This window comes from Streptococcus sp. STR1/CE/0325 (genome assembly GCF_055386095.1).
In genome coordinates, this window is record NZ_AP045018.1 from 1,167,828 (window position 1) to 1,188,124 (window position 20,297).

Consider the following 20,297-nt stretch of genomic DNA (forward strand, 5'->3'; position numbering starts at 1 on the left):
AATACAATTTATTCCTCCTACCTTACTAGGTAGGTTTGGGAGTAATTTTTCCGCACTTATTGAAAAAAAGACAAAAAATAAAGCCTGATGTTTCCACCAGGCTTATATCTTAATTATGAAATTCTAAACCAACCTACAACTTTACCCAGTTTAACTGTTCCAGTTGAATCGTAGAGTGAGCCATCCGCCATCCATTGACGTTTCACACGACGACTAATTCCACCGCCACCAATTTCCAATTGGTCATTGATACCGTTCTTATTATGGTCAGAATACCCATCAATATTCTGTTCCACACCATCTATACTTTTTCCATCAGAATCCGTCACACAGACACCAATGTGACCATATACCAAACCATCCGTCTGAATGACATAAAAATCACCTGCTTTAGGATTCACACCCCAAGCATCGTAGATTACTTGGAAACCATTTGATTTTGCTTTCTTCAAACAATCAATGGCATTCGTATAGGACATATTCTTATCCGTAAGTTCTTGAACAATCTTATCCACCAAGGCAACACATTGTCCACCATATGGGTTAGATGGAACGGTCACCTTTTGACCGACCTTGGATAAAGCGGACGCAACCACACGACTGGCAACACTGGTTGGAATAGCGGTTGTTGTCCGTGAAGCTGCGTTGACCTTTAGAGTTTGTCCAACTCTTAAAATATCCGTCTTCTTCAAACCATTAACCGCAAGAAGGGCATCAACTGTTAAACCAAACTTCCGAGCGATTCCATAATAGGTATCACCTTTCTGTGCTTGATAGGTCTGCTCACTATGGCCTTTAGTTGTTCCTTCTACATCCTGCTCAAGCACCCATGACTTGATTCCATCAAGTAGATAAGCTCTCTTACTGTTGGACTGGTGAACATTCTTCACTTGGAGGATTTTGTAGGTCCCCCCCTTGACCCAGTTGGCGATTTTTTGACCAGTCTGATAATGAGTCGCATGAGGCAACACCCTAAGACTATCACCAACAAGATAGACTGGTTTTGTAGGAGCTCCTGAACTCCCACCTGCTGAACTGGGTGTCGAGGGAACTATGGTCTTGACTTCTACTCCAGTAATAGCTGATACCAGACCTCTCGCAATGTCCTCTTTCTTGTTCTCAAAAATCGCCATATCTTGTTCATTATCAATGAAGGCAATCTCCACCAAACGATAAGTGTATCCACGACTTGCTGCTTGGTTGGCATTATAGAGCCAATCTACCTTCTTAATACCACGATTTTGGAAATAACGTGAAAGGAGAGATAGGATAGCCATATCTTCCTTATCTGCTTCTAAGGAAGATTGAATCAAGACTTCTGTCCCTTTGGCACTACCATTAAAGGCATTGAAGTGCAATTCAGTAATCGAGTCGTATCCCTTACCAATACTAGTAATACTCCGATAATCATAAACATTTTGTTCGGTTATAAAATCAATCTGTTGTCCGCTATACTTAGACATTAACTTGGCTAATTCTCGAACCTTTCCTGCTTCTGTGATGCCTAGTTTGGTATTCACTGATCCAGGATCATAGCCTGTTCGCCCTTGTCCATGACCACAAATAACTAGATGTTTTCCCATATCTTCTCACCTCTCATTGATTTGTTTTAAGATTGCTTGTAGTTTCTCAGGTATTGGTAAACCAATTCGAACGGTATTTTCTAGAATACTTAACCCCTCATTACTGAGATAAAAGAAAATGACCATGGTTCGTATTGTTCCACCTTGCTTGATGATTACAGTATCAATCAGATGACCTAGTGAAACTAAAAATAAAATGGCTATCTTTTTAAAGATGCCACGAAAACCGATACTACTTGACAATTGTTTCTCTACAATTGCCGCAAAAATTCCTGTTAGATAGTCAATAATAATGAAGACAAGTAGGGCATATAGGATACCATCCAACTCCCCAAATAGACTACCAATCAAGCCTCCAATCATGGAAAATAAAATCTTATTAAGAGTTAACAGTTCCTTCATCGGTCACCTCACTTTCTACTGAACCTTCCTGCACAATGGTAGGGTCTGACCAATCCGGTTGCCCGTTCTCATCAAATCGCATCAGATAAAAACAATCATGGAATAAATCAGAAAGATTCAGAGTTAATGTGGTACTGCCCCACTGATTAAACGCCCAAACTGTTTCTGTTGTAACCAGCTGCCGCTTTCCATTTTTAATGGCAGGTCGCCTTACTTCTTCAAGATACATATAAAAATCCTGCTCTGCTGTCTTACAACGAATGAACTCTCCATTCTTACGCATGTAAGCGAGAGCCGTCTCCAAATCAAATGGTTCTGTTACTTTGTCAATATTGAGAAGTGCCATGATAACTATTCTCCTTTCCCTTCTTCAGGTTTTGTCTGAACTTCTAATAGCTCAGTCAATTCCTGTTTTTCTTTATGCAATAGGCTAAGTTCCTCATCCCTTTCCACCAATTGAATGGCAATGAGGTTCTTAGCGGTGATTTCATCAGATAGCTTGGTGACAAGCTCCTGGATAGTTAGTTTTAATGATTGGTTGATTTGTTCTAGATTCATCTGTGAACTCCTTTATTTAATCGTATCCCATGTCAAGATGACATCACCTCGACCTGTGATGTTTACTAAGTGTTTAAAGTTGTGATTGAATTGATGAAGAACATCTTTCAAGCTGACATAGGTTGTCCCATTTCGATAGATGCGGATATCTCCGATATTCAAAATAGAACTTGGTCGGTCAGATGCTTTGAAAGCGTCGATACTCAGTCGGTTAGGCAACGTTACAATCTCCCAGCCATCTGGATTGGTATATGGAGCACTAGCTAAACGTACCTTATCGCCTACCACATCGATTTGGTCAGTATCAGTACCGTTCCATGCTCGAATCCCTACAAAGCCACCGTCATTGGCATTCCAGTTGTTCCATCGATTCGAACCGATAATGGTTACACCACATGGCTTACCATTGGACGTTCCTGTCTCAAAGGAAACCCATTGGTGAGGATATCCACTAACCTCACGAGAAATGGATGGAGAGTTGGTATAGAACTTAATGTTTCCAAGTGATAGATTGATTTTCATAGCTCCGTTGATTGCTGACAAAATACCGCCTGAAATTTTGTTGGCAGATAGGGTTACTGACTGCACTTGGGTTATAAAGGCAGATTTGGCAAATAACTGCTTGAGGTAAGCTTCCGTTGCCATAAACTTGGTGAAGAAAGCCTGGTCAACCTTTAACTTATCCGCAGTAATGGCTTCTGCTCCAATTCGAGCTGCTGAGATGATGCCTGACGTAATCTTGCCTGCATCAAGACTGGCAATCTTACCGCTCGCAATCACACCATCTTGGATAAAGGTCGTGCCTGTTATTTGAACGAGTTTTCCATCAATCTTAACTGTGCCATCCTTATTGAGATTGAGCTGACTGAGGACTGTTCCTGCACTGGTCAGATTTCGAACCGACCACGCCCCTGCAAGTGTTGAAACCTGCGTTTGAATGGCAGTTACTGTAGCAGTTGTCGCTCGGCTTGTTTCTAGATTGCCAACTCGTGTCACAATCCCATTAGCCGTTTGGACAACCTGACTGATTTGATTACTGTGATCTCCAATTGTTCGAGTGTGACTACTTACGGTATCTCGCACTTCATGAAAGGCGGTTACTGTCGTAAAGTCGTCTATTGACGGTGTCCAATAGTCTGGAAAGATATCACCAGTTGATACCATTAAGGCTCTCACATGAAACTTACCTGTCTTAACCCCATCAATTCTGACTTGAAGTTCAAATCCTTTAGAGTGTTGGTACATCTCTTGAGTGATGGTAGAGGTCAGTTTGATTAACCGATAATTGTTACCAGTTGTCAGATTACTGCTCCACTTATTGTAGAAAGGGTGATACAAATTCCAGTTGGTCCACGTCCAAGTATTTTGATTATCCAAGATTGGACCTTGGAGTTTCATGGAACGAGTCGTTATAGCAGGGTCAAAGGTAATCTCATCCGCTGAGATATGAACATATAAATGAACTTTTGAGCCAACATAAATGCCACTATTATCCCCAAATTGCACCCTTCCTAAAGATGCAATCCAGTTACTATTGGCATTTATCGTCTGATAAGCACCCCATCTATCCGAAGTACCAGCTATCAAGTTGCGATGTGAAACTGAAGTTGGGATTCTGCTTTCCGTCTGACTAATCCGCTGAGTAAAGCTATCAGAGGTTGTTTTGACCAAATTCTGCACACTGGTTGTCGTCGCATAGGGTTGTAACGAACTACTCGTAAGATAGCCACGACCTGTAATATTGGAATCAACCTGTGACTTAGTTTGGTAGCCTTTTGAATTAATGGCAGATTCAACTTGCGTACTTGTTAGTCGTTGTTCAATTTGCCCAGCTTGTGTCCGGATAGTAGTTTCTGCACTAGCTACTCGACCAGTCAAGCTATTAAAATCAGTCTTTGCGACTTTCTGTGAGATGGCGTCATTGGCAATCCTTAAATCTGCCTTTGTTTGAGTAATCTGACTTGCGTTTGTATTGGTCTTAGCCAAGGCATTGTCAGCGGTTGTTTTGACCCCTTCAAGAACTGTCTTATCAGCCTTAAGCAAAATAGATTGTTGCGTCTGTTGGATGGATGTAGTATGTCCTTCAACAGTTCGTTTCAAGTTATTGAAATCCGTTTGACTAACCTTTGAGGATACATCCGAAACTAATTGTCGAATCTGTGTCTCACTACTAGAAATCTTTCCATTTGCTTCAGTTAATCTTGTAGAAACCTGCTCTACACCAGAAGCCGTTTGAGTGATGAGTGTCCGTTGGGTGGTCAATTCCCCAGCTATATCTGCTGGATTTTCTGAATAGCCTGTGTCTAGTGAGGTCTTTGCGACTTTCAATCCTGCCACATAGAATTTATTGCTATTTGGGATAGTGCTGCCATTGTACTCTGTCCGAAATTGGAGTGAACCATCAGATAAGACATGAACTGTTTTCCAGTAGCGTCTCCAGTCACTTGTGACAGATATGATATCGTCCGATTCTCTCACTCTTGCGACGGGAGCACGATAGACACTTGAACCAGTCCAAACAGATGAAACCTTAATTGAGGCGAGTGGTTGATTAGCTTTGGCATAAAAGCTAAAGGTAATGACATCTCCTGCTTTAACAACAATATTCTGATGACTTCCGTTAAATCCCGCTTGGGTAGAGCGAACAACCAGTCCTCTGAAATTCTCTGTTTCAGTTGACCAATTGTTTCCGAAATGCCAAGCATTTCCTTTATTCGACCAATCACGAGTACCAGTCATTAAATTTAGTCCATCTAGGCTAGTTGGAATTTTCGCATCCACCTGACTGATTTCAGTTGTTATGCGATTCCCCAATTGCGTAATAGATGACTCGGCAGTTTCGATTCTCTGTTTTGCTTGGTTAAAATCGCTAGTCTTTACTCGCTGAGAAATTTGGTCTGCCTGTACTTGAATCATGGATTCTGCACTAGTCACTCGACCAGTCAGACTATCCACCAGTTGCTTACTCGCAAGAAGTTTTATATCCTCCTTGGTTTGTGAGAGATTGGTACTTACAGTTGCCAACTGCCCACCTAACAGTGATTTTGCTACATCAACTAATCGACTAGCTTCAGTGATAGCTTGTGATTTTGCTGTCGCAATCTTTGTCTCAGTTTGACTACGCTCCGTTGAGGTCAATCGGTTAGCTTCTTGAATGGCATCAAGCTTGGCTTGTTCTGACCTTCTGAGGGCTTCAGTGGCCGCAGTTTGAGCCTGTTCTGCCTTTTGTTTGGCTTCTGTGGCTAGGTTGGTATTTACCCCAGCCTTTGCCATTAAATCACGAGTTGTGCGTTGCTGCTCCTCTTCCTGTTGCCGCATCTGTTGGTGAATAGAAGTAAGTTCATTATCAATGCTAGCCTTTAATCGATCCGCATAGACCTCCCCATAACTTTGAGCCTGTTCGATAGCGTTATCGATGGCTACTTGACGTTTCTCAAATTCTGCTTCAAAGGCTCTATTGGCATTCTCAAGGGCAATTTCAATGGCAACATCCTCACTCCGCTTATTCCCATCAAGGAGATTATTTGCTAGTGTAGTTAGGCTACCACCAGTCTTACCTGTACCGATACTTGCCTTATCATCAAAAGTGATAGAGCGGTAATTCTTAGCTAAAGGATCATAATCATAAGCGATGGCTTTCTTCCTCACATCAATGCCGTGTAGCTTGCTTTTTAAAGTCACTGTATCCCCTAGATGAACCGTTTGACCATCTAACTCAAATGCCTCAATGATGATGGCATCTTTTGGCTTATCAATTCCCTCTAAGCGAAACTTGCTACTAGCCCACTCTATTAACTCCTGACGAGTTCTGAGAAGATTATTGGTATAGGTTACTTCATTGATGAAAGGATAGGTGTTTATCAGTGGACTGTCTACAGTTACTTGAAGTACTGTTTCCCTATCCTGCCCCTCTTGTTTAAAGCTTGAAGTCGCATGGATTCGTGTGATAATCTGTGTACTTTCTTTGGTTCTCTGATACTTTTTCAAATTGTAGTGAGTAGAGATAACAACTCCACGGTCTTGTCCCCGCTCACCCTTTATTGTTAGGGCAAGGTTATCTCGAACCAATTCTCCCTCCCAAGTTCCAAGAATAGAATGTTTACCATCCAGTAGTGTGGAGTAAAGCGTCTGTTCCTTGTCCGTTGTATAGGTTCTGTTCTTGACAATGTCACTGGTAAAAGAAAAATCTCCCAGTGGAGACTTGCTTCCCATGACCATGCTTGATAGGGCTGTTGCACAGGTTACCTGTTCACACCTAAATGGCGATACCAACCTAGTCATGATGTCATCTGATATGTGATAGGCCATAACTTCAAGACTGGTGTCTCCTTCGATAACTTTCTTTATCCGAAACAACTGGTATCCCAATACTGGAACTGGACTACGAACGAGGTAGTCCTCTTTTAACTCTCGAAATAGTCCGCTGTCTGTGATTGGATAGGTAAAGTTCAGTACAAAATCCCCATTCAAGTTTTCTTTAACGCTTGCCTTGATGGTTTCTGGGAGTGGTTTCCCATGCCATTTTGCCGTTCGAACAGTTTTGTCTAATAATGATAACACTAAGCCCACCCCCAATTCATTTCTATTGTTAATGATGTGATGCCAGTACCAAGAACAACTCCAACCAAGTCATTTCTGCCTGCATCAATGGAAATAAAATCGCCAGACCATTTTACAGGCTGACCTCTTTGTGTCTTAAAACTTGGCTGACTAGGATTATTATCCATAATGAGTGTTTCTTGTAATCTCTCCAAGCGGATGACATCATCCCCAATCGTAAAGCTAGTTTCACTAGTCGAGTTGCCACTTATGGTAATCTTTGGAAAAGCGATTGCTGAACCTTGACATCGCAAAACTCCACTGGTTCTAAACACCTGCGAGGTTGTCGTTTTGAACCACTTGGTTGGGTGACAAGAAAAGATAACCTTAAGCTCAAACACCCCCAGCTTATCCTTTTGAACTGGAGTGTGGTGAACCTTGTAACACCAAAAGCGTACGGTCTTGAAATTTGCGTTCTCAAGCCAAAATCCTTCTTTCAAAAATAGCTTCAAAAAGGTAAATAGCTGTTCTTCACTAGGTTTTACAAGATAGAGGGTGTAGCTCAGTTCCATGACACTTCTGCGAGGATTGGTTTGAAGAACCGCACCTGACAGACCTTGGTGTTCTATCAATTGCGTCTTACTCTCACTTACTGCGATAGAAGGGCTATCTTCCACGATTACCTTAAAAGGAAAACTTGCCGTGGACACACCACCAATGGTTAATGCATTATGTCTAATCATGGTTTCACTCCTCTCAATCCTTGTTGACGTTCTAATTCATAAACGAGTTTCTCTCCAACCATCTCCGCTAGTTGGTGAAGGTCTGGCTCTTCTCTTACCGTATTTCCAGTAATGGTAATGTGAATGGTTGGTAGATTGCTTGTCATGGTCTTTGCGATTCCTCGACCAATTGCACCCAATGTTTGTTCATTCAAAGGCAAGACTGCTTCTTTTCCAGCCTCACCTCCTACCATTAGGCTATTGCCGTTTACCCCAAATGCGGTTGGTTTGGTTAAAATTCCTCCTTTGGCATACCAATCAATGGAGATTCTTGGAATACCGCCCTTTAACCAATCAAGTGGATTGGCTGAACCTGATACTCGAAAATGAGGAAGGGGAATATGTGGCCATCTGATTTGGAAATTAAAGAGATTTTTAATGGCATTGATGGCATTACTCACAGCATCTCTTGCACCATTGATTGCACTTGAAATGGTATTTTTCACACCATTCCAAACAGACGAAACCGTATTTGAGATACCGGTCAAGACATTAGACACCGTGTTACGGATACCATTCCAAATAGTTGAAACAGTTGAACCAATCGCAGACAGGACACTCGATATTGTCGATTGAATTGCTGACCATATACTTGAAATAACAGAACTAATGGCAGATAGTAAATTTGAGATGGTATTCTTGATACCCGTCCAAGCAGTTGAAATAAATTGGGCAATGAAGTTTAATGCAATGGATATAAGAGATGTAATTCCCTCCCATACCGTTGAAAGTACCTGCTTAATCGTTTCCCAAGCACCCGCCCAATCACCAGTTATGACTTGCATCACAGCTTTAATGATTCCAAGAACCACATTGATAGCTGTTCCAACTACTATCTTTATCATGTCCCATGCGGTTGTGATAATGAGTTTGATATTTTCCCAACTAGCTTGAATCAATGGTCCAAGAATTGTCATTACTGTTGTGATGACCGTTGAAATGGCATTCCATACTGTGTTTGCAGCATCAAGAATCAGTTGTTGGTTTTCGCTCCACCAAGTAGTGAGTGTCCCCCAAATGGACATGATAAAACTTGAAACTTCTTGAATGATGGTCGATATAAAGCTGTAGATAGCCGTCCATATTTCCAGAACAGCCGTCCGAAATCCTTCGTTATGTTGCCAGAGCTGTTGAATCCCAACAACTAAGAGGGCGATAACGGCAATTATTCCTAAAATCATACCAACTATGGGAGCTGCTGCCGTTAGTAAACTGACAATGGTAGTTCCCATAGCCATAGCGGCAGCTTGAAGGGCAAGAAAAACTGGGAGTAATAAGCCAAAACCAGCAACTAGAAGTCCGACAATTACCAAGAACTGTTTTATCGGTTCTGAAAGACCAGAAAACCATGTCGCAACCTGCTGCAATAACTCCGCCAAGACTTGTAGTACTGGGGCAAGTGTTGAGGCAATTGCATCACCTATTTCTCCCATTGCCAGCTTGGCACTATTTTGTGCTGTTGTGAACTGGTCAATTGGATCAAGCGTACCCTCGTAGGTTTGAGTGACGATACCTGCAGCCTTTTCTGCTGTTCCTGCTAGGTCTTCAAATGTTAAGGCTCCTCGTTTAATGGCATCAACCATTCGTGGAGCCGCTTTACTGCCAAATACCTCTGATGCCAAAGACAGTGCTTCTGTTTCACTGGTGGATTGTTTGATTTGTTCAACTGTACCAGCCAAACCATCTTTCAGAGTCAAGCCATCTTTGGCATAAGCTACTGCTGCTTTTGATAATGAAGAGAGAGCTGCAGATGAATCCACCCCAGCTTTCTCAAACCTCCCCATAAGCGTCACACCATCATCAAATGATAAACCAAGTGATTTTATCTGAGGTGCTCCAGCAACTGCCTTATCCATCAATTCCTGAACACCGACTCCAGTTTCTTGACTAGTGTAAGTGACTGTATCGAGAACCCTTGCCAAATCACTAGCCTGCAAGCCATATGCTTCAATGGCTTGTTTTGCAGAAATTGCAGAGCTTGAAACATCACTACCATTGATTTCCGAGAACTGAATCAGTTGAGTGGATGCTGATTTTAGGGCATCGCCTGTCAAATCAAATTGCGTATTCAATAACCCAACTGCAGTTCCTGCTGTATTGAAATCGGTCGGTATCTCCGTCGCAAGCTGCTTAGCCATATCAGTCATCTCGTCAAGGGCAGTTCCAGTTGCCCCTGTCTTTGTGACAATCACGTCCATCCCTTCATCTATCTCAAGAAAGGCATCCAAGGATTGTTTCCCAAAATCAACTAGTTTCTGAGATAATTCACTAATTTGGTCACCAAACTCCATTAGGAGGTCAGCTTTAAGAAGCTGATTGGTTTCAGAGAGACTAGACTTTGCAACATCAGAACTAGATGCCATTTCCTCCATCTCATTTTGAAGATGGTTGTAGGCAACCTTGGTTTCATTGAGTGTTTTCTCAAGCTTATTGGCTTCGATTGACTGATCACCAAATTCACTCTTTGTTAGTTCCAGTTGTTTCTCTAAATTTTGAATCTGTCTTTCCAGTATCTCTGAATGCCCTGTCACCTTTTGATGGGCAAGTGCCAACTTATCGGACTCACTTGCGTTTGAGCTAAGAGCTGATTCTTGAAGTTTAATAGAACTTGTTAACTTCTCACTCTCTGATACTAATTGAGCCTGTTCTGACTGAAGTGCTTGTAGTTTAGCCTTATTACTATCAACCTGACTGCCGTTTTCAGAAATGGTACGTGTGACACTTGCTAGTTTATCTTCATAACTAGTCAGAACATTTTTGGTGGTTTCAAGCTCCCGTTGAAAGGCTCGATACTGGTCTGCTCCAATGGTACCTGCCTTAAACTGAGCCTCAACTTGAGCTTGTGCTTGCCTTAATGTCGCAAGCTTTTCTCGAGTTGTTTCAACTTGTTTAGCTAATACTTCCTGCTTTTGAGTAAGGAGGGTGACATTGCCTGTATCAAACTTGAGAGCCTTATCAATCTGTCTTAGTTCTTTGGTAGCTTCAGATGCTTGTTTGTTTACACCTTTTAGGGCATCTTGTAAGGGTTGGGTATCGCCACCAATTTCAATCGTAATTCCCTTTATGTTTCCAGCCATAGTCCCTCCTTTCTACCATCAGAAATTATCAAAATCAGCTTGAGTTGCCCTGCGTGTTTGAGAAGTTTCTCGAGTACGCATCTCCACATAATCCGTTTGGTAGTCAAGTGCCATCCCAATAGAGATATGTTTTAAATCGTCAATGGTCAAACCGGTCTCCTTACAACAGGAGAAATAGCTCTCTACTGTGAAGATTTCCTCACTTGCTGTTTCTGTTTCATCTGCTTTTTTCTAGTTGACATCCCTTGGTTCAACATATTCATCAAGACAGGGGCAATATCCTGCACTGGAAATTCTTCCATCTCCATATAAAAATCCACAAATGGTTTCACTCGTGGATTGGCTGACTTCGCAAAGACCCAAAAAATCCGATGGAAAAAGGTCATGTCGAAATCAGACAAAATAGAAACATCAATATGGTATGCCTGTAAATCTTCTCCTTCTTCCAACTGGTCAAGTTTTGCCAAGATTGCTTGGCTATTGACCATAGAGAATAAATCTTGGAAATAGTCCTTGCCAAACTGCTCTTTATAAGCAATTGGTGTGTAGGCATTTGTCGCTAACTCGTAGGTCGTGCCTGCTATGGTAATACTTTCTCTCATGGACTTCTCCTTTACTTACGAGGTTCAAAAACTGCCTTGAACCAATTTTGACGAATCTCATCACTCGTTTCCTCTGTTGTTCGTCGACGCACAACCTTATCAAGTGGGCGAGGACTGGCAGTAAAGGTCAACTCTACCTCATTGATATCCGAACCTGACTTGGTTTTTGAACCAACAGTCGGACGAGATGCGTAACAATAATACAAAACGTGTAGTGTTTCTTTTTTATCCCCTTCAAAACGGAACATCAACGCAAAATTTTTCTTCTCGCTATTTGCGATTTCTGAGATGGTATTTGTCGTCACATCCAACTGTTCTCCAAGGACTCGAGTCAAAAATTCCTGCGTTAGAAGAGCAACTTTTAGCGTTCCTTCATAACCATCGTTTGACTCCGTTGTATAAAAATTGATATTGTCTGCCTTATAAGAACCCTTGTCTCCTGTTGGTTCAAGGGTTAATTCTGCAGCACCACGAAGTTGTTCCACATTGCCATATGTCAACGTACCATCAGAACCTTCGCTTGTAACTTCTGCCCAATGGATATCTTGTAGTCCAAAGGTGACCTTATTCTTTTCAGTCATATTATCCTCCATGTAATCTGATGTAATAGGTTATTTGATAGAGTTTCTCAGATGAGATATAGGTCTCTACTTTTTCAAAATAAATAAGGTGGCTGTCAAATAATGACTCCACCTTTTGTTCAGTTGCTAAATCTTTCTTAGTGGTATAGAGTTCCACTTGCAGATTATTTTGCTTATGATAGGTCCAATTGTCTGCACCATGATTTTCTGAATCAGTCACCAAATAAACCAGATATGGTGGTCTTGGACGACTCCCTTCTTCAAAATGATGGTAAGCGAGGGGGAGCTGTAGTCCTTTGAGAATGGAGTACATTTCGCTCAGTAACATGTCTTATCACACTCGCTTTCTCAGCTTTTCTTCTAAGGATTGTATCGCTTGTTTCTCAACAGGTACGATATGCTTAATTCCCTTAACTCGCCCACCAGAGCTTTTGGCATGACCATTTTCTAATAGATGCGTCAGTCCTGGCGTTCGATTATGAATGGTTTTGGTTAAACCTGTACTGGTATCAATCGTTGCTTTACTCTTCCACCCTTTGGCATAAGAACCACTCTTTCTAGGTGACGTTGCTTTCAAGGTTTCGATGGATTCCTCAGTAACTTCCTCTACAACTTCACGCATCACCTCTGTGGTATCCTCTACAAACTCCGCCAGCTCATTTGCGATGGCAGTTTCTAGTGCATCCAGTCCAATTTTAGTCATATTTCTCCTCCTTAATGGCGACGATATAAATCAATTGCCTTGGCACTGTATCTCCATCAATCGACTCAATCTCATAGGTTTGACCTCGAAATTGAATGTGAGTCGTTAAGGAATGAAGTCCAAGAATCGCCTTTTCATACCTGAGGGTGAACTGGATTTTCTCTTGTTCCTGTTTCGTAACACTCCCATCCCTTTCGGTCAAGGTGAGAGGACGACAAGAGCACCACCGTTCAAATAAAGGTATCCATATCGAACTTTCATTGCCAATATCATCTTGAACAATCTGTCGAACATAAAATGACAATCGTTCCCTCAAAGGTGCAATCTTCATCAGAACACTTCCTTTCGTTCAGCCAACAACAAATGATAAAGCGTTTCTTTCAACTTCTTATGATTTGCATCTTCTCTATGTTCATAAAGATAGGCAACCCCGTATAGGATTGCCGTCTTTAGAACTTCTGAATAAATTGATTGACGCAAAATATTTTCACAGAGTTGTTGACTGGTTTCTAGTAATTGCTCAATCAGTCCATCCTCATCATCGTGTTCCACTTTGAGATACTGTTTTGCTTCTGCTAAACTAACCATGATTACTTAGCCTTCACAGTTAAAGTCTTAACGGCTTCAGGTAGGACTAACTTACCATCCACACGTTGTGAAGCAAGAAAACCAATCTGTCCATTATTGGCATAGAGTTCATTCAGACGTTTGAAGGTACGACCCTGACGATCAGCAATCCAATAATAAGAGAAATCACCAAATGCAATGGCCTTGTTTCCTGCTTCAGGTAGCGGGGCAAAGGTTGAGGTATAGTATGGACGATTTAGAATCAAATCTGGTTGTCCAGCTTGAGTGGATGGTTGCCAAATGTAATTGCCGTTGTTGTCCTTGAGTTTACGGATAGCTTTGACAGTCGTATCATGTAAAATCCAAACTGCGTTCTTACGATATGGCGCAGGTAGAGAATGATACAATTCAATCATGTCGTCAAAGGTAATATCCTTTGTAGCAGTCGTTGGACCTGTAACTTCTGCATGAGTAAAGATACCTGTCGGTTTCTTTGAACCATCACCAATTAAGAATGCCTTTTCTTCTTCCGTTCCAATTCGACGAGCAAATTCAGCTGTCATATAGGACTCAAGGTCGAAGACTGAATCGTTAAGCAACTCTTCTGAAATGCGAATGGCAGTACCAATCTTATGAGAGTCTAGTGTCACCTGACCAAATGTTTCTTCTGTTTCAGGATAAAGGCCATTTTCATCCATCCATGATGCTGAACCATGTCCTGTCACAACAGGAATCTTACGCTCACCACTAGATGTTTTGATAACAGTCGCAAGGCTACGGAAGAAATTCTCTTCTTGTAATCCTTGAACCAGTTTCTTCTCATACTCATCAGGAACAAGATGACCACCTTCGGTATCTTCCCCTACACGAAGGACGTCTTTGACATCAAAGAAGTGACGCTTACGGACACTTGTCCAAAATGTCTTGGCATAGCTATCAGAAGCCACACCTTTCTTTTCCTCTTCAGAAGTCTTGTCATTCAAAACTGTAGTGGGCTGCCCAATTAGAGCCTGTGATGCTGGTTGAGAAAGTTCAAGGTCAATCTTTTCTTGTCGCTCCAATCGAGCAATCTCTTGATTGTAGAGGTTGATTTTTGCTTCCATATCATCATAACGTTTGGAATCTTCCTCTGATACCAGTCCGTCTTCTGAGCGAACAGAGTCAAGGAAGGTTTTTGCTTGTTGCCAAGATTGGTTACGTTTTTCTTTCAATTCAAGTAATTTAGACATCAGTTCATATTCCTTTCGTTATTTGAGCAAATTCAATCGTTTTTCCAACTGATTGATAGGGATTGTTTTCTTTGGTTGTTGGACTTCAAGTTTCGCCTGCATTTTTACAAGTAAATCTTGTTGGGCAGCATTTCGACTGAAAGAATAACTCTCAGTCTCCATTCCATGTTCCTCTTGTTTGTCAAAGAGAATCTTGTCCGCAAAGCCCAGTTCAACAGCCTTTTTGGCATTGAACCAAGACTCTGAGTCCATAAGGTGCGAGAGTTTGGTTCTTGAAAGTCCTGTTCTTAGTTCATAGGCATTGATGATGGATTCCTTAATCTCTCCCAACATTTCAATGACCTTCTGCATGTCCTTGGCTTCACCTTGTGCCACAGTCCAAGGGTTGTGAATCATCATCATGGCAACTGGACTCATAGAAACCGTTGTACCTGCCATGGCAATGACACTCGCAGCACTTGCGGCTAATCCATCAATCACTACATGGACATCACCTTTGTAATCCATCAACATGTTATAGATTTGAGCAGCCGCAAATACATCACCCCCTGGACTATTAATCCAGAGGGTGATGTCTCCGTTTCCTGCATATAAATCATTTTTAAATACTTTGGGCGTGACTTCATCGCCAAACCACGTCTCATCAGCAATCTGCCCCTCTATTCGAAGAGTTCGACCACTATCATCTTCTGTAAAATTCCAAAACTTATGCATCCATATCCTCCTCAGATTGAGTTTCTTGTTCTACTGATGCTTGTTTCATAAAGCCACCCGCATCCTTCAGTTTTGTCATGTTTCCATTTATCAAGTAGAGATTACCTCCTTCCTCATCTGAAAGGAGGTTCAAGTCCTCAAGTTCACGAATATCATTGGTCGATAGCCAGCCATTTTGTCTCCCAATCGCATAGCCATTCATTCGACTCTGATAGTCCCCACGAAGTAGACCATCCACATTAAACTTCACAAAATAGGTTTTCTTTTCTTCAGGTAAAAAAAGAGACCTCTTGAAAGCCTGTTCGAGACGAACTACCCAAGGGTCTAAGGTATATTTAACAAATTCTAGAGATTGTTGCTCAATGTTTGAAAATGAGGATTTCTCCAAGTCGCCAACCATATGAGGCGGAATGCGGTAGAGTCTTGCAATTTCATTGATTTGGAATTTTCTTGTCTGAAGAAACTGGGCTTCTTCTGGCGGAATGCCTACTTGAGTGTATTTCATCCCTTCCTCAAGAACTGCCACTTTATGGGCATTGGTAACCCCATTATAGACTGCATTCCATGAATCTCTCACTCGTTTGGGATCTTTGAGAATCCCTGGATGTTCCAAAACGCCACCTGGATTTGCACCATTTTTAAAGAATGAGGCTCCATAGTTCTCAGTAGCCAATGTCATACCGATAGCATTTTTTGCAAGGGCAATTGGAGAATAACCTATTAAGCCATCAAAACCCAGACCAGGAACATGGAGAACATCTTCTGCTTTTAAAATAGCATCTCCTTTTTCCTTAAAGTTTGGATTTTCCTCTGACTGACGCTTGTATTTGTAATAGAGCTTACCACTCTCATCTCGATGAACTGACATCTTATCTGGTAAAAGTGGGTAAAGACTGATAACCTGTCCACTCCTATCTCGGATAATCTGGACATAAGCATTTCCCCATATCAGTAGATGGCTCATCAAGGTTTCTCTGAAGACAAAGGATGACATCTCAGGGTTAGGTTCATCATGCAAGAGAAAATAAAGGGGATGTTCCACCTTTTTCTCCTTTCCAGTTGCCGTCCTCTCATAAACATGAATGGGTAGTGAAGCTACTGCTTCAGCTAAGATGCGGACACATGCATAGACAGCTGTCGTCTGCATAGCTTTAAACTCATCCACATTCTCCCCACTGGTCGTTCGTCCAAACAGATAAGAGAAGTCCTGACCTTCATAACTATTTCGTGGTTTATCTCTAGCACGCTTACGTCCTAGTAAATCTAGTAATCCCATAGTTCCTCCTTTTGAGTACGAAAAAAGCACTTCGATTAAAGTGCTTCTCGTTTAATCTTAGATGTTTTTCATCTCCCCTTCTTCAAGAATATACCATATTCTATCACTTTCTTGAAGTTATCTCCTCAATAAGAAAAGTTTTAATGATCCCGAATATATTCTAAAATTGCATAATAATCTAATTCTAAAGAAGCTACTCCAAGTCCTAACTTCACTACTTCATCATCAGTCTGATTTAACACAATGCCATTTAATTCTAGGAAAATAATCATGACAAAAACTCCAATTCGTTTGTTCCCATCAAGGAAGGCATGATTATTAACTAGCGAATAACAAAGTCTAGCAGCCTTTTCTTCAATACTTGGATATTTCTCAACACCAAAATAAGTACTAAAAGCTGAAGATAGTGAAGATTCTATTAAACCAACATCCCTAACACCATCTAAACCGCCAGTAGCTTGAATTAACCTAGTATGTAATTCAATAACCTGTTCAACAGTTAATATTTTCATTTTGCCAATTCCTTAAATGCATCAAGATGGCGTGATAAAACCGAAGTCGCAACTTCATCCAAAGTTGATTGTTCAACAACCGTAGGTGTTGCCTGTTCCTCTTTAATTAGACTCTGATAGTCCACTAATACATACTTTGGTGTGTTATTTTTCAAAATTACTGCAGTACCATTCGTATCGACCATACGAGCTACCTTAGAAAAGTTTTGATTTGCTTCAGAAATAGAGACTAAGTTTTCAATATTGATTTGCATAGTAATATCCTCCTTTTTTCTATTCTACCACTTTTTAGGATATATTCAACCTATTTAGGCTGTTTTTATCCTAAAAACTCAATATTCCACGTTCATCATAAACACTTCCTTCATCGATTTGATGACGAATACAACGATCCAGTCCCATAATGAGTGCTACAATACCGTCAATCTTCTCGACTGACTTTTCCTTATCAGGCTTGATATTACCTGCAGGGTCTTGTCTCATGACTACATTTTGTCCCATCCATTTCAGAACTGGATGCCCACCATGTTGAATCTTGCCTTCCATCATAAGTTTATAGAGTTCCTTAGACGGTGGACTCATATCCTTGTATCCCTGACCGAAAGGCACCATGGTCAAGCCCATTCCTTCTAGATTCTGAACCATTTGTGTCGCATTCCAACGGTCATAGGCTATTTCCTTGATATGATAGATTTCCGATAAGTCTTCAATAAACTTTTCGATAAAACCATAGTGAACAACATTACCCTCTGTAGTTTTGATGTAGCCCTGACGCTCCCAAACATCATATAAAACATGGTCACGTCGACATCTCAGTTCCAGTGTATCCTCAGGTAGCCAGAAAAATGGCAGAACGATATAATTCTCTTCTTCAAATCTAGGAGGGAATACCAAGACAAAGGCAGTGATATCTGACGTACTAGATAGGTCTAAACCTGCATAACAACTACGCCCCTTGAGACTATCATATTGGATAGGATCATTTCCTTTGGCATAAACATGTTCTGGAATCCAAGCAACACTTGAACTTGTCCACATATTTAGACGGAGCTGCTTAAAGACATTTTCTTCAGCAGGATTGTCAAGTGCCTGTTGGTAGGCTTCTCTTACTCGGTCAATCCCAATTGTATGCCCTAATGAAGGATTGGCCTTTAGCCAGTTGGCTTCATCATTCCAATCATCTTCATCAGATAAACCATAAACCACTGGATAGAATGACGTGTCCTTCTTTCTACCATTCAGAATATCCAATGCTTTGGTATGTAACTCATAACAGATAGAGTTTCTATCCGTTCCAGCTGTCGTGATAATAAAAAAGAGGGGTTGTTCCCTTGCGTCTCCTGACCCCTTAGTTAATACATCATACAAATGACGATTTGGCTGAGCGTGGATTTCATCAAAGACCAAGCCAGATACGTTTAGTCCATGTTTTGTCCCAGTCTCTGCAGAAAGAACTTGGTAAAACCCTGCATTAGAATAATTTACAATACGCTTGGTAGCTCCCATTATCTTAGACCGCTTTTCCAAAGGGCGACTCATCTGCACCATCTGCTTGGCTACATCAAACACGATTGACGCTTGATTTCGGTCACAAGCCGCTCCATAAACTTCGCTACTTGCTTCATTATCTGCATAAAGTAGATAAAGAGCGATTGCTGCCGCTAGCTCAGACTTGCCATTCTTCTTTGGAATTTCTATGTAGGCTGTTAGAAATTGGCGATTGCCATCTTCCTTGACAATTCCAAATAGGTCACGGACAATCTGTTCCTGCCACGGCAACAAATCAAATCGCTTTCCTGCCCACTTGCCTTTAGTGTGGGAGAGATTATTGATAAATGTTACTGCCCTATCAGCCTTTACCTTATCGTAGTGTGAGGTTGGAAGCATGAATGGACTTGGTTCATAATGATAGCTCATAAAATTCCTCCTAACAAATCTTCCATTTCATCCCCAATTCCGACTTCTGAATCCATTATCGCTAATCGGTTTCGTGCCGAAGGTGTCAAACCAAATTGTTCACAGAATTTAAGCATGATTTTGAGGTTAGTCTGGCTGATAGAAACTTGAGGGACTTGTTGGAGATAGCCATTCGGAGTTTTGATAATGGAGCCATGCTTGGAAAGGAACTCTTCTGCCTCTTTCCAGCGAGCATAAGCTTGACAATAACCTGCAAATGCAGTCATGTCCATTTCGGTTAAAATTCCCATCTGTTCGAGAATTTTTCCCATCCGTTTCCACTCCTTCTTTGCATCATCTTCAAGCCACTGTGGGCAACGTGGGGCTTTTTGTTTTGGTTTGACTTCATTCGTAGGGAGTGGTCGCTTACCAGGATTTCCCTCAAGTATTTTCATATTCGTAGGCTTTGGTTTTCGCCCCCTGATTGCCACAATCTCACCTCCTTTAAAGTAAGAAAAAAGAACTCAATTCGAGTTCTTTCTTAAAGTTCATTAAAGTTATCAAGTATAGCCTGACAGACATTTCTATCAATATCGTCCATGTTATCTATTTCATTTCCATATCGATACTGGTAGATATTTTTACCATCTCGATTGATCATCAGTATTCTAATCCAAGCACCGTCTATATTCCTTGGGTCTGTTGTGTCTTCACGGAGAAATTCACAAACATAATGTCTGTCTCCAACCGTTCGAGTCATAATTTCCCACATCTCAAATTACCTTTTCTACGATATCAATTCCATACAAAACATTTAGGCAACTGCCATTTTCCCACTTAACTAAGAGTGAACCAATATCATCCACTCCAATCACAGTTCCAAGTGTTCCTTTAGGAACTGGATGTGGGTCATCCATTTTTACTAATCTAACTTTAGTCCCAACAGGATAGATTGTCTTTAGGTAGTTGAAAATTTTTGAGTCCATGTTATTCTCCAATCTTTTCAAATGCCCACTTAACTGCATGTCCAAAGTCTTCGAATGTTCCTGCTTCTTGGTAAATGCGGTCAAATCTGCGTTCGAAGTTTTCAAACTCTTCAAGGCTATCAGCAGTTTCGTAAATCTCAACTTCTGTTCCTTTATGTCCATTCGATGCAACGATGACCCAATCTTTGTAAGGAATGATGCTTGCGGTTGCTGGATAGATTTCATAAAGTTTTTCAAGTGTTGTTGTCATGGATTTGTTCTCCTCTTCCTTTGTTGTGTACATATTAACT

Annotated in this window: 24 protein-coding genes; all 24 read right to left on the reverse strand. The window is 41.2% G+C overall.

Translation table 11 applies throughout. The features are described 5' to 3' along the window. Nucleotides 1–113: 113 nt before the first annotated feature. Nucleotides 114–1,583, reverse strand: coding sequence for a LysM peptidoglycan-binding domain-containing protein (locus ACZ49W_RS05730; protein ID WP_464814364.1), 1,470 nt, complete (start codon nt 1,581–1,583; stop codon nt 114–116). A 6-nt stretch (nt 1,584–1,589) separates the two neighbouring features. After that, a complete protein-coding gene (locus tag ACZ49W_RS05735; protein ID WP_464814365.1) occupies nt 1,590–1,985 on the reverse strand; it encodes a phage holin family protein in 396 nt (131 codons plus the stop codon). Beyond that, nucleotides 1,963–2,331 (reverse strand): hypothetical protein, encoded by a 369-nt coding sequence (locus ACZ49W_RS05740; RefSeq protein WP_222348619.1) that lies wholly within the window; start codon nt 2,329–2,331, stop codon nt 1,963–1,965. Before ACZ49W_RS05740 ends, ACZ49W_RS05735 begins: the two co-directional genes overlap by 23 nt. 5 nt (nt 2,332–2,336) lie before the next feature. Beyond that, complete coding sequence (locus tag ACZ49W_RS05745; RefSeq protein WP_464814366.1) at nt 2,337–2,543, reverse strand: hypothetical protein; 207 nt, start codon at nt 2,541–2,543, stop codon at nt 2,337–2,339. Between the two features lie 12 nt (nt 2,544–2,555). Continuing rightward, nucleotides 2,556–7,103, reverse strand: coding sequence for a phage tail spike protein (locus ACZ49W_RS05750; RefSeq protein WP_464814367.1), 4,548 nt, complete (start codon nt 7,101–7,103; stop codon nt 2,556–2,558). After that, on the reverse strand, nt 7,103–7,825 hold the full coding sequence (locus ACZ49W_RS05755) for a phage tail protein (RefSeq protein ID WP_464814368.1): 723 nt from the start codon (nt 7,823–7,825) through the stop codon (nt 7,103–7,105). The genes ACZ49W_RS05750 and ACZ49W_RS05755 overlap by 1 nt, the downstream gene beginning before the upstream one ends. Then, nucleotides 7,822–10,941 (reverse strand): phage tail tape measure protein, encoded by a 3,120-nt coding sequence (locus ACZ49W_RS05760; RefSeq protein WP_464814369.1) that lies wholly within the window; start codon nt 10,939–10,941, stop codon nt 7,822–7,824. The genes ACZ49W_RS05755 and ACZ49W_RS05760 overlap by 4 nt, the downstream gene beginning before the upstream one ends. A gap of 18 nt (nt 10,942–10,959) precedes the next feature. Beyond that, entirely contained in the window at nt 10,960–11,091 is a 132-nt protein-coding gene (locus tag ACZ49W_RS05765; protein ID WP_270315119.1) for a hypothetical protein, read from the reverse strand. Nucleotides 11,092–11,123: 32 nt separating this feature from the next. Further along, nucleotides 11,124–11,543 (reverse strand): hypothetical protein, encoded by a 420-nt coding sequence (locus ACZ49W_RS05770; RefSeq protein WP_464814370.1) that lies wholly within the window; start codon nt 11,541–11,543, stop codon nt 11,124–11,126. Between the two features lie 11 nt (nt 11,544–11,554). Further along, nucleotides 11,555–12,124, reverse strand: coding sequence for a major tail protein (locus ACZ49W_RS05775; protein ID WP_464814371.1), 570 nt, complete (start codon nt 12,122–12,124; stop codon nt 11,555–11,557). Nucleotide 12,125: 1 nt separating this feature from the next. Beyond that, nucleotides 12,126–12,452 carry a hypothetical protein gene (locus ACZ49W_RS05780; protein WP_464814372.1) on the reverse strand — a complete coding sequence of 109 codons (327 nt, stop codon included), beginning with the start codon at nt 12,450–12,452 and terminating at the stop codon, nt 12,126–12,128. Nucleotides 12,453–12,458: 6 nt separating this feature from the next. Beyond that, entirely contained in the window at nt 12,459–12,827 is a 369-nt protein-coding gene (locus ACZ49W_RS05785; RefSeq protein ID WP_464814373.1) for an HK97 gp10 family phage protein, read from the reverse strand. Continuing rightward, entirely contained in the window at nt 12,820–13,158 is a 339-nt protein-coding gene (locus tag ACZ49W_RS05790) for a head-tail adaptor protein (RefSeq protein ID WP_464814374.1), read from the reverse strand. Before ACZ49W_RS05790 ends, ACZ49W_RS05785 begins: the two co-directional genes overlap by 8 nt. Then, nucleotides 13,158–13,415, reverse strand: coding sequence for a head-tail connector protein (locus tag ACZ49W_RS05795; protein WP_464814375.1), 258 nt, complete (start codon nt 13,413–13,415; stop codon nt 13,158–13,160). Before ACZ49W_RS05795 ends, ACZ49W_RS05790 begins: the two co-directional genes overlap by 1 nt. 2 nt (nt 13,416–13,417) lie before the next feature. Then, on the reverse strand, nt 13,418–14,623 hold the full coding sequence (locus ACZ49W_RS05800) for a phage major capsid protein (RefSeq protein ID WP_464814376.1): 1,206 nt from the start codon (nt 14,621–14,623) through the stop codon (nt 13,418–13,420). Nucleotides 14,624–14,641: 18 nt separating this feature from the next. Continuing rightward, complete coding sequence (locus tag ACZ49W_RS05805) at nt 14,642–15,337, reverse strand: head maturation protease, ClpP-related (RefSeq protein ID WP_464814377.1); 696 nt, start codon at nt 15,335–15,337, stop codon at nt 14,642–14,644. Next, a complete protein-coding gene (locus ACZ49W_RS05810; RefSeq protein WP_464814378.1) occupies nt 15,330–16,613 on the reverse strand; it encodes a phage portal protein in 1,284 nt (427 codons plus the stop codon). Before ACZ49W_RS05810 ends, ACZ49W_RS05805 begins: the two co-directional genes overlap by 8 nt. 140 nt (nt 16,614–16,753) lie before the next feature. Next, nucleotides 16,754–17,125 (reverse strand): type II toxin-antitoxin system death-on-curing family toxin, encoded by a 372-nt coding sequence (locus ACZ49W_RS05815; RefSeq protein WP_464814379.1) that lies wholly within the window; start codon nt 17,123–17,125, stop codon nt 16,754–16,756. Next, entirely contained in the window at nt 17,122–17,379 is a 258-nt protein-coding gene (locus ACZ49W_RS05820; protein ID WP_018374772.1) for a type II toxin-antitoxin system Phd/YefM family antitoxin, read from the reverse strand. The genes ACZ49W_RS05815 and ACZ49W_RS05820 overlap by 4 nt, the downstream gene beginning before the upstream one ends. 70 nt (nt 17,380–17,449) lie before the next feature. Next, nucleotides 17,450–19,042, reverse strand: a complete 1,593-nt coding sequence (locus tag ACZ49W_RS05825; protein ID WP_464814380.1) for a terminase large subunit — start codon at nt 19,040–19,042, stop codon at nt 17,450–17,452. After that, nucleotides 19,039–19,512, reverse strand: coding sequence for a phage terminase small subunit P27 family (locus tag ACZ49W_RS05830; RefSeq protein ID WP_464814381.1), 474 nt, complete (start codon nt 19,510–19,512; stop codon nt 19,039–19,041). Before ACZ49W_RS05830 ends, ACZ49W_RS05825 begins: the two co-directional genes overlap by 4 nt. A gap of 50 nt (nt 19,513–19,562) precedes the next feature. Then, a complete protein-coding gene (locus ACZ49W_RS05835) occupies nt 19,563–19,793 on the reverse strand; it encodes a hypothetical protein (protein ID WP_464814382.1) in 231 nt (76 codons plus the stop codon). Between the two features lies 1 nt (nt 19,794). After that, nucleotides 19,795–20,007 carry a DUF4314 domain-containing protein gene (locus tag ACZ49W_RS05840; RefSeq protein ID WP_464814383.1) on the reverse strand — a complete coding sequence of 71 codons (213 nt, stop codon included), beginning with the start codon at nt 20,005–20,007 and terminating at the stop codon, nt 19,795–19,797. 1 nt (nt 20,008) lies between these two features. Next, nucleotides 20,009–20,257 carry an Nmad4 family putative nucleotide modification protein gene (locus ACZ49W_RS05845; protein ID WP_464814384.1) on the reverse strand — a complete coding sequence of 83 codons (249 nt, stop codon included), beginning with the start codon at nt 20,255–20,257 and terminating at the stop codon, nt 20,009–20,011. Between the last annotated feature and the right edge of the window lie 40 nt (nt 20,258–20,297).